General features: G+C 63.7%; 14 protein-coding genes and 1 pseudogene. 9 read left to right on the top strand and 6 right to left on the bottom strand.

The genetic code is table 11. From position 1 onward, the window contains the following. Window positions 1–85 precede the first annotated feature (85 nt). Entirely contained in the window at window positions 86–961 is an 876-nt protein-coding gene (locus tag AW06_RS13820) for a lipid A biosynthesis acyltransferase (RefSeq protein ID WP_273704698.1), read from the bottom strand. A gap of 400 nt (window positions 962–1361) precedes the next feature. On the opposite strand from AW06_RS13820, the gene otnI reads away from it, so the two are divergent. The 6 genes from otnI to AW06_RS13785 all read left to right on the top strand — a co-directional run bounded on the left by otnI (window position 1362) and on the right by AW06_RS13785 (window position 7246). Beyond that, entirely contained in the window at window positions 1362–2147 is a 786-nt protein-coding gene (gene otnI / locus AW06_RS13810) for a 2-oxo-tetronate isomerase (RefSeq protein WP_034951196.1), read from the top strand. A 264-nt stretch (window positions 2148–2411) separates the two neighbouring features. Further along, window positions 2412–3266 (top strand): bifunctional methylenetetrahydrofolate dehydrogenase/methenyltetrahydrofolate cyclohydrolase FolD, encoded by an 855-nt coding sequence (folD, locus tag AW06_RS13805; protein WP_034951194.1) that lies wholly within the window; start codon window positions 2412–2414, stop codon window positions 3264–3266. Then, on the top strand, window positions 3266–3763 hold the full coding sequence (gene purE / locus AW06_RS13800; protein WP_034951192.1) for a 5-(carboxyamino)imidazole ribonucleotide mutase: 498 nt from the start codon (window positions 3266–3268) through the stop codon (window positions 3761–3763). Before folD ends, purE begins: the two co-directional genes overlap by 1 nt. 47 nt (window positions 3764–3810) lie before the next feature. After that, entirely contained in the window at window positions 3811–4968 is a 1158-nt protein-coding gene (locus AW06_RS13795; protein WP_034951189.1) for a 5-(carboxyamino)imidazole ribonucleotide synthase, read from the top strand. Beyond that, on the top strand, window positions 4958–5986 hold the full coding sequence (locus tag AW06_RS13790; RefSeq protein ID WP_034951187.1) for an L-threonylcarbamoyladenylate synthase: 1029 nt from the start codon (window positions 4958–4960) through the stop codon (window positions 5984–5986). Before AW06_RS13795 ends, AW06_RS13790 begins: the two co-directional genes overlap by 11 nt. Window positions 5987–6124: 138 nt before the next feature. Next, window positions 6125–7246, top strand: a complete 1122-nt coding sequence (locus AW06_RS13785; RefSeq protein ID WP_273704697.1) for a VanZ family protein — start codon at window positions 6125–6127, stop codon at window positions 7244–7246. Window positions 7247–7259: 13 nt separating this feature from the next. On the opposite strand, the gene AW06_RS13780 is transcribed toward AW06_RS13785, so the two are convergent. Then, on the bottom strand, window positions 7260–8288 hold the full coding sequence (locus tag AW06_RS13780) for a J domain-containing protein (protein WP_034951178.1): 1029 nt from the start codon (window positions 8286–8288) through the stop codon (window positions 7260–7262). Between the two features lie 202 nt (window positions 8289–8490). Here AW06_RS13780 and AW06_RS13775 point away from each other — a divergent pair, with 202 nt between their 5' ends. Next, window positions 8491–8799 carry a ferredoxin gene (locus tag AW06_RS13775; RefSeq protein ID WP_034951177.1) on the top strand — a complete coding sequence of 103 codons (309 nt, stop codon included), beginning with the start codon at window positions 8491–8493 and terminating at the stop codon, window positions 8797–8799. Between the two features lie 34 nt (window positions 8800–8833). Then, window positions 8834–9472, top strand: coding sequence for an alpha/beta hydrolase (locus tag AW06_RS13770; protein WP_034951175.1), 639 nt, complete (start codon window positions 8834–8836; stop codon window positions 9470–9472). Between the two features lie 26 nt (window positions 9473–9498). Here AW06_RS13770 and AW06_RS13765 read toward each other — a convergent pair whose 3' ends face one another. The 4 genes from AW06_RS13765 to rlmD all read right to left on the bottom strand — a co-directional run bounded on the left by AW06_RS13765 (window position 9499) and on the right by rlmD (window position 13605). Next, entirely contained in the window at window positions 9499–10263 is a 765-nt protein-coding gene (locus AW06_RS13765) for an ABC transporter ATP-binding protein (RefSeq protein ID WP_034951173.1), read from the bottom strand. Continuing rightward, complete coding sequence (gene cbiQ / locus AW06_RS13760) at window positions 10260–11069, bottom strand: cobalt ECF transporter T component CbiQ (RefSeq protein ID WP_034951171.1); 810 nt, start codon at window positions 11067–11069, stop codon at window positions 10260–10262. The genes AW06_RS13765 and cbiQ overlap by 4 nt, the downstream gene beginning before the upstream one ends. Before the next feature lie 50 nt (window positions 11070–11119). Then, window positions 11120–12196, bottom strand: coding sequence for an energy-coupling factor ABC transporter permease (locus tag AW06_RS13755; RefSeq protein WP_034951169.1), 1077 nt, complete (start codon window positions 12194–12196; stop codon window positions 11120–11122). A 101-nt stretch (window positions 12197–12297) separates the two neighbouring features. Continuing rightward, entirely contained in the window at window positions 12298–13605 is a 1308-nt protein-coding gene (gene rlmD, locus AW06_RS13750) for a 23S rRNA (uracil(1939)-C(5))-methyltransferase RlmD (protein WP_034951166.1), read from the bottom strand. A 114-nt stretch (window positions 13606–13719) separates the two neighbouring features. Between rlmD and AW06_RS13745 the strand changes: the two are divergent. Next, window positions 13720–13987 (top strand): annotated as a pseudogene (locus tag AW06_RS13745) (transposase); the annotation flags it as partial.

Here is a 13987-nt window from a genome sequence, read left to right as displayed (position 1 = left end):
CCGACGAAAGCGGTGAGTATACCTGCGCCGGCGTCCATTCGCCCGACGCAGAAAGCAGGCCGGGCGGGCGCGGAAGGGAAGGTGATCAATAAGGGCGCGGATCGCCCGGAGGACGAGTCTTGAAACGGCGATGTACCCAATAGTACTGCTCGGGCATGCTTCGTACGGCAGCCTCGATCCAGGTGTTCATGCGGCGGGTATCGGCCTCGACATCGGCGGAAGGGAAATCCTGCCATGGCTCGCCGACTGTCACCGCATAGCCCTCACCACCGGGCAGCAGACGGGTCACGCAGGGAATGACGACAGCACCTGCGAGCCGTGCCAGCCGCGACAAACCGGGAACGGTTGCCGTCTGCACGCCAAAGAAGGGGACAAAGATCGAATCCCGCTTACCGAAATCCATGTCCGGCAGGTAGTACAGTGGCCGCCCGGCCTTCATTGCCCGCACGCTGGCACGGACGCTTTCCTGGCGTGAGAGAAGCAACTGGTCACCAAAACGTTGGCGGCCACGCAGCAGCAGGCGGTCGAAAACGGGGTTGGACTGGACGGCGTAAATGCTCGCGGAGTTGAAGCGCATGGCGATCGCCACGCCGCCAGCGTCTAGCCCGACGAAGTGCGGCGCCAGCAGCAGTACCGGACGTCCAGCATCGAGCAATGCCCGCATCCGTTCCTCGCCCTCTAACCGGATCATGCGCGACAGTCGCTGTCGGCTCGCCCACCAGAGCAGCGTACGTTCCAGCACGCTGCGCGTCAGGACCTTGAAATGCGCCTTTGCCAATTGCCGGCGCTGGTGTGCATCGATGTGTGGAAAGCACAGGCCAAGATTCACCAGCACAATGTGTCGGCGCCGTCTAGCCAGGGAGAAAATCAGGCTGCCCAGCGCATTGCCCAGACGCGCCAGTACCGGCAGCGGCAGGAAGTGCAGGAACCACACGGCAGCGACCAGCAGACGGCTCAACATCGTCTCGGGCCCGCGCGGCCGGCGCAGTCGGAAATAGCGAGAAAAAAGACTTGATCGAGGATGTTCATGCCGTGATGGATCAGGCAACAGTGGAGAATCAGCCGCACAGGACGCGTCGGTGCGGTATTGTACGTTCATCGACACGATGGTCAGGAGCTTTTCAGGGGCCATGCCGGCAGGTGTCTCGAATGGAGGTCTGCCCTGATTCTGATCAGACAGCAAGTCCCAGGTCGTTCGGCGTATCCATCACGATTGGCGTTGGCATCGCGACGTTCGGTATCATTCTGCTTGTGTTCGCCGTTGCCGGTGCGGTTCCCTATTTGCTCCTGTTCCGGTCGCTGCCGGTATCTACTGATCAAGCCGGTGCGTCATGACCCAACCTTGTCAAAGGAAAGCCGGAATGCCCCGTTTTGCCGCCAACCTGAGCTTCATGTACCAGGACTTGCCGTTTCTTGAACGCTTTGCCGCCGCTGCCGTGGATGGCTTCGAAGGCGTCGAATACCTGTTTCCCTATGACTACCCGGCGGAAGAGATCGCCACCCGACTGCAGGCGCATGGCCTACAACAGGCCTTGTTCAACCTGCCACCGGGCGACTGGTCGGCCGGCGAACGCGGCATTGCCTGCCTGCCCGGCCGCCATGTCGAATTCGCCGCGGGCGTCGAGCAGGCGTTGCACTATGCGCGGGTGCTTGGCAACGAACGCCTTCACGTGATGGCCGGCATCCCCAAGTCGGGAATGAGCAGGGCAGCCTGCCGCGATACCTACCTCCGCAATTTGCGCCTCGCCTGCGCGCTGGCCGCCGCCGAAGGCCGGACGATACTGATCGAGCCGATCAATACGCGTGATATGCCCGGCTATTTCCTGAATCGGCAGGACGAGGCACACGCCATTGTCGCTGCGGTCGGCGCCGACAATCTCAAGGTGCAGATGGACTTCTATCATCTGCAGATCGTCGAGGGCGACATCGCCATGAAGTATCGCCAGTACCGGGCGGGTATCGGCCACCTGCAGATCGCGGGCGTCCCCGAGCGCAACGAACCCGACAGTGGCGAAGTCAATTACCCCTATCTGTTCGAAATGCTCGACGCCAGTGGCTACGACGGCTGGGTCGGCTGCGAGTACCACCCGCGCGCCGACACCTCCGCCGGCCTGGGCTGGCTGCGCGCCTGGCGCAAACGGCCTTGATCCGCAAGACGCTGCCGCAGGTGAACCCAGTGCTGCCGGGAAAAGCCACCCGCCGGCATGGCTGCGGACGATGGCCTTGGGTGATCGCCGAGGCGTCGGGCAGTAGCCGAAACTGACGACGAAAGCCGAGAGGGCGCCTGATTTGCGATAGAATCACCTCCTCATCGTCGACCGGCGCAGTTGGGGCGCTGGCATCTGACGCCCCGATCGACGGATTTCTTATTCCTTCCGGGCATCCGAGAATAACACTCCAGGAAAACCAAGATGACGGCAACAATCCTCGACGGCAACGCGCTGGCGAAAAAACTGCGCGCCGATTTCAAGACGCGTGCCGAAGCGCTCCTGGCCAGCCACGGCACCCGCCCTGGCCTGGCGGTGATTCTGGTCGGAGAGGACGCCGCTTCCCAGGTCTATGTGCGCAACAAGGTGAATGCCTGTGCACAGGCCGGTTTCCACTCGGAAAAGATCCTATATGCGCCCGACGTCGAGCCGCAACGGGTCTTCTCCAGGATCGCCGAACTCAATGCCGACCCGAAGATACACGGCATCCTCGTGCAGTTGCCATTGCCGAAGCACTTCGACAGCGACGCGGTGCTCAAGGCGATCTGCCCCGGCAAGGATGTCGATGGTTTTCACGCCGAGAACGTCGGCGCGCTGATGCAGGGTCACCCTCGCTTCATCCCCTGTACGCCCTATGGCGTAATGAAGTTCCTTGCCGAGGCAGGCATTGATCTCAAGGGCAAGGAAGCGGTAATCCTCGGACGCTCGAACATCGTCGGCAAACCGATGGCAATGTTGCTGATGCAGGCCAGCGCAACGGTCACCATCTGTCATTCGCAGACCCGCGACCTGGCCTTTCACACGCGCCGCGCCGACATCCTTGTCGCCGCGCTCGGCAAGCCGCGTTTCGTCACCGCAGGGATGGTCAAACCGGGCGCGGTGGTCATCGACGTCGGAATCAACCGCCTGCCTGACGGCAAACTTTGCGGCGACGTCGATTTTGCAGCGGTCAGCGAAGTCGCCTCGGCAATCACGCCGGTGCCTGGCGGCGTCGGGCCGATGACCATCACCATGCTGCTCGCCAACACCCTTGAAGCCGCCGAAAGGGAAGCACGCTGATGGCGCAACGCGAACCGCTGGTCGGCGTGGTCATGGGCTCCGATTCCGACTGGCCGACCATGCAGGCGGCGGCGGTGATGCTCAAGGAGTTTGGCGTGCCCTTCGAGGCGCGCGTCGTTTCGGCGCATCGCACCCCGGATCTGCTGTTCGAATACGCGGCCGCGGCCGGCCAGCGTGGACTGAAAGCCATTATCGCCGGCGCCGGCGGCGCCGCCCATTTGCCGGGAATGCTGGCGGCCAAGACCACCGTGCCGGTACTCGGCGTGCCGGTGCAATCGAAAGCCCTGTCCGGTCAGGATTCGCTGCTCTCGATCGTACAGATGCCGAAGGGGATTCCGGTGGCCACTTTCGCCATTGGCGAAGCCGGCGCTGCCAATGCCGCCCTGTTCGCCGTCGCCATGCTGGCCACCGGCGATCCGGCACTCGCCGGGCGCCTCGGCGACTTTCGTCGTGCACAGGCCGAGAAGGTGATGGCCATGAAGCTGCCGGAGGTGTGAGCGACATTCCTGACCAGTCACCCCAACGACTTTCCCGGTACGGCACGATGATTCTTCCCCCGGCAATTCTCGGAATGCTTGGCGGCGGCCAACTCGGCCGCTTCTTCGTTGCGGCAGCGCACGAGATGGGCTACCCCGTCTGGGTTCTCGACCCCGACCCACACAGCCCCGCAGCTCTGATCGCCGATCGTCATCTGCTGGCGGCGTACGAGGATTTTGCAGCACTGGACGAACTGGCGCAGGGCTGCGCGGCCATCAGCACCGAGTTCGAGAACGTCCCGGCCGGCACCCTTGACTATCTCGACAAGTTCGTGGTCGTGCGCCCCTCGGCCGCCGCGGTCAGCGTCTGCCAGAACCGCATCACCGAAAAGACCTTCCTGCGTGACCAGGCCCTGCCACACGCCGCCTTCGCCGCGGTGCACAGTGAACAGGATCTGCGCGAGGCCGCTGCCGGCCTTTTCCCCGGAATCCTGAAAGTCGCCCGCTTCGGTTACGATGGCAAGGGACAGGCCCTGGTCGCCAACCCTGAGCAGGCGATCGCCGCTTTCCAGCAGTTCAAAGGCGAGACCTGCGTGCTCGAACAGCGGCTCGCCCTCGATTACGAGGTTTCAGTGGTCCTGGCGCGCGACGAAAGCGGCATCGTGACAAGCTTTCCGGCCGCCGAGAACTGTCACCGCAAGGGCATTCTCGATGTCTCGCTGGTGCCGGCGCGTGCATCGACCGAACTGCGTGCCGAGGCCGCCGCACTGGCTGCCAGGATTGCCGAGGGCTTGGGTTATATCGGCACCCTGGCCGTCGAGTTCTTCGTCGTACGCGGCGAACTATTGATCAATGAAATGGCCCCACGCCCGCACAACAGCGGTCATTACACCCTCGACGCCTGCCTCACCAGTCAGTACGAGCAGCAAGTGCGTGCCCTGTGCAGCCTGCCGCTCGGCGAAACGCGGGCGCATTCGGCCGCGGTGATGGTCAATCTGCTCGGTGATCTCTGGTATGAAACCACACCAGCCGGCCATCACTACCGCGAGCCCGACTGGTCGAAACTGTACGCTTTTCCAACCCTCAAGCTGCATCTCTACGGCAAGCATCACGCCCGTCCCGGTCGCAAGATGGGACACTTCACCGTTCTCGATGGTGACCCGGAACGTGCCCGGCGAGTCGCGATGGCCGCGCGCGCCGCGATCGGGATCGTCGATGCGCCCTGAAAAAAACGACCTCGATCATGCCGTAGCGCTGCTGCAAGCCGGCGAACTGGTTGCCTTTCCAACCGAGACGGTCTATGGCCTCGGCGCCGATGCCGCCAACCCGGTCGCCGTCGCCCGGATCTTTGCGGCCAAGCGGCGACCGGCTGATCACCCGCTGATCGTACACCTGCCGGCTGACGGCTATCTCGACCGCTGGGCACGGGACATTCCCAGCGCCGCCTGGGAACTCGCGGAAGCCTTCTGGCCCGGCCCGCTGACCCTGATCCTCAAGCGCGCGGCGGCGGTACCGAAGGTTGTCACCGGCGGTCAGGACAGCGTCGGCCTGCGGGTGCCGGCGCACCCCCTGGCACTGGACCTGCTGCGCACCTATGCCCGCGCCGGCGGCGGGCTGTCCGGCATGTGTGGCATCGCCGCACCGTCGGCCAACCGCTTCGGCCGCATCAGCCCGACCGCGGCCGCACATGTACGCGAGGAACTCGGCAATGCCGTACCCCTGATCCTCGACGGCGGCCGCTGCCCGGTCGGCATCGAGTCGACGATTCTCGATCTAACACCCGCTGAGTCGCTGCCGCCGCGTCTGCTGCGCCTGGGGCGGGTCACTCCCGAACAGATCGCAACGGTCATCGGCGTCATGCCACAGATCGTCACTCGTCCGCCGGACGGCGACATACCGCGGGTTTCCGGTTCGCTGGCCGCGCACTACGCGCCAACGACGCCACTGCGCCTGGTACCACCCGCGCGCCTTTTCGAGGTCATCGACCTTTTGCAGAGCACGGGTCGGCGCTGTGCCGTACTCTTTCACAGTCGCTTGCCCGCTACGCCGACAGCACACACTTGCCGCCGCTTGCCGGCCAATCCACGCGCTTACGCCAGTGCGCTCTACGCTGCCCTGCGTGAACTGGATCAGGCCGACGCCGAGCTGATCATCGTCGAGGAAATTCCGGCAACCCCGACCTGGGCAGCAGTTGCCGACCGTCTACAACGGGCGGCAGCCGGTGGCGGCGCCTCAGGAGCCTGATCCGTTATACAGCGGGATCGGCAAATTTAAGATAGAACTGGGCCAAAAAATCTCCGGGACCAGACGACCAGACTGTCATCGCGCTTTTTCCCTACAAGGCGCTAGAATTGCGGATTTTCAACGCTTGGCGGTGACTTGATGGAGCAAACCCCGCGACCGTCACCCTCAGCTCCTGCCAGAGCCAACGAATCCCCTGCGCCGCCACCCGCACGTTTGTTGCGGCTGTCGCGGTATCTGGCGCTGGCTTACCTCGTGTTGATCATCTACGCGAGCCTGTATCCCTTCGCCAACTGGCGCGACCTCGGCGTCTCACCGCTGGAGTTCATTGACGCGGCCTGGCCGCGTTACTGGACAGTTTTCGACCTGATGGTCAACGTCCTTGCCTACGTGCCGCTGGGCTTTCTGCTGGCGCTGGCGCTGGAGCCGCGCCGGCTGCCCGGCGGGCGCTGGACCGCAACCCTCGTCGCACTACTGCTTGGCAGCCTGTTGAGTCTGGCCATGGAATTCCTGCAGAACTGGTTGCCTTCACGCGTGTCTTCGAACCTTGACCTGGCATGCAACACCGCCGGTACTGCCATCGGCGCGGTGATCGCGTTCTCCAGTGGCCGGCAAATCTTCCGGCGCATCGGCGAGATCCAGCAGACCCTTCTGGCGCCGCTGGAGCACCTCGAACTCGGTCTGGTGCTGCTCGGCACCTGGCTGTTGACGCAGCTCTCTCCGGAAACACTGTTGTTCACCACCGGCGACCTGCGCAGCGTGCTCGAACTGACGCCTGCGGTTCCCTACGCGGCGCACTCGTTCTTCGTTCTCGAAGCCAGTGTCATTGCGCTTAACACCATCGTCATCGGCCTTTTGGCACGCACACTGCTGGCCGACCAGGCCGCGCCGCATCTCGCGCTGCTGCTCTTCTTCGTGCTCGCCCTGGCCATCAGGACGTTTGCCGCGGCGGTCCTGGTTGCTCCGCAGGAGGCTTTTGCCTGGCTGACACCGGGTGCCGAGCTCGGGCTGCTGATCGGTGGCGTGCTGCTCTCGCTGCTGCTGCTGCTGCCGGCGCCCATCCGTATCGCGTTGGCTGGTGTAGCGCTGATGGCCGGTAGCGCGCTGGTCAATCTGACGCCGGCCAACCCCTACTCGGAAGCGGCCTTGGCAGCCTGGCGACAAGGACACTTCCTCAACTTCAACGGCCTCACGCGCTGGGTCGCCAGTTTCTGGCCCTTCATCGCCCTGCCCTATCTGACCTTGGTCGGCCGCCACTTGTAGACCGGTTGGCCGCTCAAACGTCGCCCGGTTGGCGGCGAGCACGCAACTGGCGTTCCCAGGCAGCGAGTTGGGGCGCTCGTTGCTCAATGTCGGCCGCCAGGTGCATTTCGAGTCGTTCAAGCAGCGCAAGATCCTCGGGACCAACAGCCTGCGGGCAGATGCACTGCAGATGCAGCACCAGATCGCCGACTGCAGCACCTTGTCGGTGTGGGAAACCCAGGCCCGTCAGACGTTGCTCAAGCGAACGCTGCGGCGGCAGTTCGAAGCGGGTCGTGCCACGCAAGGTCGGCACCTCGACATGGCCACCGCCGAGCAGGCGGAAAATGCTCACTGGCAGTTGACAATGCAGATCATGGCCATCGAGGACGAACAGCGGATGTGCGGCCAGGCTGATTTCAAGGTAGAGGTCGCCCGCGATGGCGTTGCCGGGAGTCAGTGGCGCCTGTCGGGCCAGGCGCAGTCGCTCGCCGTCGCGCAGCCCCGGCGGCACGCGCACGGCCAGAGTTCGCCATTCCTGGCGCCAGCCACTGCCCATGCAATCGTTGCACTCCGTTTCGCGCAGATAACCGCGCCCGGCGCATCCTTCGCACACACTCGTGCCGCCACCTTTACGAGCGACCCGACCGCAGCCGTTGCAGCGCGGACAAGGCAGCGAGTGCTTGTGCTGCAAGCGACCGCTGCCACGGCAGCTCGCACAGCGAAAGTGATGCAGCAGTTCGATGTTTTTCAGGCAACCCGCCGCCGCTTCTTCGAGCGTCAGTGTCAGGGATTGCGTCAGATCCTCGGCAACCGGAGCGGCGGCAGGCGGGCGGCCCTCCCTGGCCGCTGCCGCCTGCGTCAACCGCCATTCGGCCAGGCGTTGCGGGTCGAGCAGCAGTTCGTAGGCAGCCTGGATGCGCAAGAACTCTTTGCCGGCTGCCGACGAGTGGTTACGATCCGGGTGCCACTGCATGACCAGCCGACGATACGCGCGCTTGACTTCGTCAAGCGATGCATGGCGGTGTACGCCAAGAATGACGTACGGGTCCTCGCGGATATTCATGAATGGTCAGAATGGGCATCGGTGAGGCGACCGCGGCAGGGGTTCCCGACCATCGACACCAAGGCTACCGGCATTTTATGCGATATCGCTGCCCGCAGTCGGCAGATTTGCAGACTGATGTCTGCTACCGGCAACGGCGAGAGCAGAATCGGGGTTAGAATCAGGCGCCGCAGCCAGCAATCCACCCGAAGGAGCCTGCCTTATGAGCTATTTCAAGCATCATGTTTTTTTCTGCTGCAACCAGCGCGGCGAGGGCGAGACCTGCTGCAACAATGCCGGCGCCACCACCGCCCAGACCTACGCCAAGGACCGCATCGGCGAACTGCGCCTCAAGGGCGCCGGCAAGATCCGCATCAACAAGGCCGGCTGCATGGACCGTTGCGACCAGGGACCGGTACTGGTCGTCTACCCTGAAGGGGTGTGGTACAGCTACGTCGACTGCGAAGACATCGAGGAGATCATCCAGGAGCATCTGGTACACGGGCGGGTCGTCGACCGTCTGCGCATCTAAACCGAAACAGCGCGACATCAGTGAAGGAAAAACGATGAGACCGCAGGCAGAACAACTGCTGATCGATGGACCGGTCGGCAAGATCGACATCACCGTCGAGAATCCCGGCGCGCCGCGCGGTATCGCGCTGATCGCCCATCCGCACCCGCTGTTCGGCGGCGGCAATACCAACAAGGTGGTGCAGACGCTGGCGCGCACCTTCGTCCACTTCGACTACGTGGCGCTGCGTCCCAATTTCCGTGGCATCGGCCTGAGCGAGGGAAAACACGACGAGGGTAACGGCGAAAGCCAGGACCTGCTGGCCGTGCTCGAGGAAGCCATGTGTCGCTATGGCAATCTGCCGGTCGCGCTCGCCGGTTTCTCCTTCGGCGCCTATGTGGTGACCCGCGTCGCCGAAGCACTGCTCGCAGCCGGCCACCCTGCACAGCGGCTGGTGCTCGTCGGCACCGCCTCGGGTTTTGTCGAAGGCGCTCGCACTTACCACACCAAGGCCGTGCCGAGAGATACCATCGTCATTCACGGTTCCGAAGACACCACTGTGCCGCTGGTCAACGTCATTGCCTGGGCCAAGCCGCTGGACCTGCCGGTCATCGTCGTTCCCGGCGCCGACCATTTCTTTCACCGTCGCCTGCACCTGATCCGCGAAATCGTCAGCCACGCATGGCGGCACTGAGCGGTACGGATACCCGTCAGACGCCGTCAGTCGATCCGCCGAACGACCCCACACACCGGACACCCCTGCATCGAAAACGGCTTCTCCAGCCGGCACTGCGCGAGCAGCACGTCGTCCCGGAAAAGTTCGCGCGTTTCCCCGTCCGCGGCGATCCGTCCTTCGTGAAGAACAACGGTGCGCTCGCAGAGATCCATCACTAGGTCGAGATCGTGGCTGGCAATGATCCGGGTGTGGCGAAAGTCCTTGACCAGCGCCATCAGTTGCCGGCGTGCGAACGGATCGAGGCCACTGGTCGGTTCATCCAGGACGAGAATGTCTGGCGACATGGCCAGCACCGTGGCGATGGCGACGCGCTTTTTCTCGCCACCGGAAAGCAGGTACGGTGGCTTGTCGCGCAAGTGCCAGGCGCCGACCAGAACGAGGGCATCACGGCTGCGCTCTTCGGCCTCGGCCGGCGGCAAGCCGAGATTGAGCGGCCCGAAGGCGACGTCGTCCAGGACTGTCGGCATGAACAACTGATCGTCGGGATCCTGGAAGACCATGCCGACGGTGCGCCGGATCTGTGGCAGGGTGGCCTTGACCAGTGGGAATTCGCCCACTCGCACCTCACCCGAGCTGGAAACCAGGCAACCGTTCAGGTGCAGCAGCAGCGTCGACTTGCCAGCGCCATTGGCACCGATGACGCCAACGCACTCGCCGTGCGTGATGCGGAGCGAAACATCGGTTAGCGCGGCGGTACCATCCGGATAGACATGGCCAAGGCGCTTCAGCTCGATGAGATGATGACTCACGGCAGCACCCGCCCGACCAGCACACCAAGAAGCTGCGACGCATCGTACGCACGCAACAGACCGAAGAGGAGCAGCCAGCCAGCGACAAAGGCGACTTCGCCGCTACCGAAATTCCCCACCTTCCGGCTGTGGAAATCACCGCGGTAGGCCCTGGCGAGCATCGCCATGTGGATGCGATCTGCCCGCTGCCAGGTTCGCAGCAGGAGAAATCCGATCAGCGAGGCGACGGTCGGCAAGTGCGGTGAGCGGCCACACGAGCGCAGTTCCAGCGCGCGAACGCTGCGCCTGGCGTCCTCGATCAGGACAAAGAGGTAGCGGTAGAGGAACTGCATCTGCATCGCCAGGACCCTCGGCATGCCGAGGCGCTCAAGCGCTTCACAAACCGCAGGAAATCCGGTCACACCGATGAGAATCAGCGCGGCACTGAGAGTGAGCACGGCACGCACGACGATCGACGCGCAGGAAATCCAGCCGGCGCTGATCGGGATCGCCCCCAGCTTGAAAAGCACCTGCTGGTCGAAAAGCGGGTTGAAGAGGCCAATCGCCAGCGCGAACGGGATGGCCACGGCAACGTTCCCGGCGACATACGCCGTCGGCAGCTTGCCGAGTGCGGCCAGAACGATCGGAAAAATGAAAAATGGCAGTAGGGCCGCTACCGTATATCGGTCGAAAGACGCCACGACAACGATGAAAGCCAGCGTCGCCACCACCTTGGCGCGGGCATCGAGACGGTGGATGGCGGTATCCGCGCGGGCAAACTGGTCGAGGCGACGAAAGTTTGCGGCCATGCCCACGATCGATGCCATGCGGCGCGCTCAGAGGGGAAGCAAGGCGACTGACACCCGGCAGCACGCCGTCAAGGCAAGCCACCGGCACGCGGCATGCGGTGAGCGCATTTCTTGAGCAGGAAGCCGATCAGAAATGCCAGCAGCAGCGCCAGCAGACCGCCGACGATCCCCGAAACGCTGCTGCCGAGCCGGCTTTCCGGAAGGGCTTCGCCATGCGCGTCGTTTGTATCGCTGCCTCCGTTCTCCTGCGCTTCAGCATCGTCCTTCCGGAAGGCATAATCCGGCAGGATCGCGATCCTTTCCTGGAGCGCGGCCAGTGCGGCGTGGATTCCCTGCTCGGGTCCCTTGAGCCCGGCCTCGCCGCTTACCTGGGCAATCGCCCATTCGAGTCCGTCCGGGTCTTTCGACGCAAACCAGGAAAACAGTCCACCGGTCAGCACGGCCCCGGCAAGGAAAGCCAGCAGCAGCGTGCGCAGCGATGGCTGGCCAGGCGTGACCGTCGACCGGGCTGCACCGATCAATTCTGGCCGCGCACGATGGACGAACGAGACGATCGCGGCCGTCAGCACGCCTTCGACCATTCCGATAGCCAGATGAATGGGCTGCATGAACAGCACGAAAGTGGCAAAAGGCAGCGACGAAATCCCCGAGCTGACCGTCTCGACGACGACCCCGAACGCTCCCAGTTGCAGCCCGACGGTCGCCGCGACGATGGCCGCCACGCTCAGGCGCAGCTGGCCTGGCCGCTCACCGGCGATTTTCCGATAGATCAGGGGGTAGGCAATGAATGCCGGCAAAAATCCCAGATTGAAGAGGTTGCAGCCGAGAGCCAGCAGACCGCCGTCGGCAAAGAACAGTGCCTGCACCACCAGTACCGAGGCAATGGTCAGAAAAGCTGCATGCGGCCCGAGCAGAATCGCCAGCAGCAGCCCGCCGCCGAGATGGCCACTCGAACCGGTGCCGGGGATGCTGAAGTTGATCATCTGGGCAGCAAAAAGGAAGGCGCCGAGAACGCCCATCAACGGCACCTTGCGCTCATCGAGTTCGTCCGTGACCTTTTTCGAGCAATAGGCAATGGTGCCCGCCGATACTGCCCACATCGTTCCGCCAACAGCCGGCGACAACAGTGCATCCGCCATGTGCATGATTTTCTCCCGCCCAATGATCGCGCCAACACGGGCGGATTCTGTCACAAAGCGAAGCACCGCTGTGGTCTGCGGAGCTGCACGGCGCTGCAGGGCGAGGCTCAGCTCGCCGGCATGCGCTCGAAGAGGGCGATCGATTCGACGTGCGAAGTTTGCGGAAACATATTGACCACGCCGGCACCGCGCAGCCGGTAATGTTTCTGGGCAACCAGAATGCCCGCATCGCGTGCCAGCGTGGCGGGACTGCAGGAAATGTAGACGATCCGCCGCGGGCCATCCGCGTCGAGCGATTTGATCAGTTCGAGAGCGCCTTCGCGCGGCGGGTCGATCAGCATTTTGTCAAAGCAGCCGAGCGCCGCCAGGCTGTCCGGAGTGGTCTCGAAGAGGTTGGCGAGGCGATACTCGGCGAGAATGTCCAGGCCATTCGCCGCAGCGTTCTCGGTGGCGCGGCGAACCAGTTCGGCGCTACCCTCGACCCCCAGCACGCGCGCGCCGGAGCGGGCAATCGGCAGCGTGAAGTTGCCCAGCCCGCAGAACATGTCCGCAATCCGCTCACCCGCTTGCGGATCAAGCAGGGCCAGGGCGCGCCGCACCAGCACGCGATTGATCGCGTGATTGACCTGGGTGAACTCGGTCGGCAAGAAAGCGTGCTCGACCGCAAAATCGGGGAGCCGGTAAGAAAGTTGCGGCCCGTCGAGCGGATAGAAGCGATAAGCCGTCGCCGGCCCCTGCGGCTGCAGGTAGAAGACCACCGCGTGGCGGTCGGCGAAGTCGCGCAGCAGGGCCTCGTCCGCCGGATCGAGGGCTTCGAGAATGCGCAGCACCAGCGCCGTCATCCGCTCACCAATGGCCACCTCGATCTGCGGCAGGCGATCCCGGATCGACAGCGCGCCGATCAGTTCGCGCAGCGGCAAGAGCATCGCCGAAAGGTGTGACGGCAAAATCTCGCATTGTTTCATGTCGGCGACGTAACTGCTTCTCTTCTCGTGGAAGCCGACGAGAACCCCCCCCTTCTTCGGCACCAGACGAACGGAAAGGCGGGCTCGATAGCGGTAGCCCCAAGGCTGGCCGTAGATCGGCGCGTAGAGCTGGTCTGCCTTGATGCGGCCGAGGTGCCAGAGATTGTCCTCGAGCAGGCGCTGCTTGGCCGCGACTTGCGCCTGTGGATCGAGATGTTGCATGCTGCAACCGCCGCAGACGCCAAAATGCGGGCAGCGTGGCGTTTCCCGCTGCGGTGACGAGGCCAGTATCTGCAGCGTGCGTGCCAGCTCATAGCTGGGTTTCCGTCGATAACTGGCATACTCGACGCACTCACCCGGCAAGGCGCCCTCGACGAAAACCGTTTTGCCGTCAAGACGGGTCACTCCCCGCGCTTCGTGGTCCAGCGACTCGATGATTCCGGTAGGCATGCGACGCTTCCGCAGAGAAAACGCGCGATTCTATCCTGAATATCCGCCCGGAGCACTGGCTGAGGCGATTTCCAACAGAGGTGGCCCCGGAAATTCGGACATCAGGATAAGGCGATTTCTCGGAATCGAGATACCGCAAAGACGAGGCGGAACCCCACACCGGCATTCAGCACAGGTAGCACTTGCCGCGCTGAAGAGCGACAAGACGCTAGCGGAGTGGGCACAACAGTATGACCTTCACCCGAATCAGATCACCGACTGGAAGCGACCACTGACGGAGCGTGCGGTTCAGGTATTTGGAGACGCCAGTAGTCCGGAGAGCAGCGATCCGGACCTGACGAAGCTGCACGCCAAGATCGGCCAGCTGACGCTGGAGAACGAT

Origin of the sequence: Candidatus Accumulibacter cognatus (genome assembly GCF_000584975.1) — a bacterium.
GTDB classification, from domain to species: Bacteria; Pseudomonadota; Gammaproteobacteria; order Burkholderiales; family Rhodocyclaceae; genus Accumulibacter; species Accumulibacter cognatus.
The sequence above is the reverse complement of the archived record's forward strand: the minus strand, read 5'-3'. Positions and strand labels throughout refer to the sequence as shown.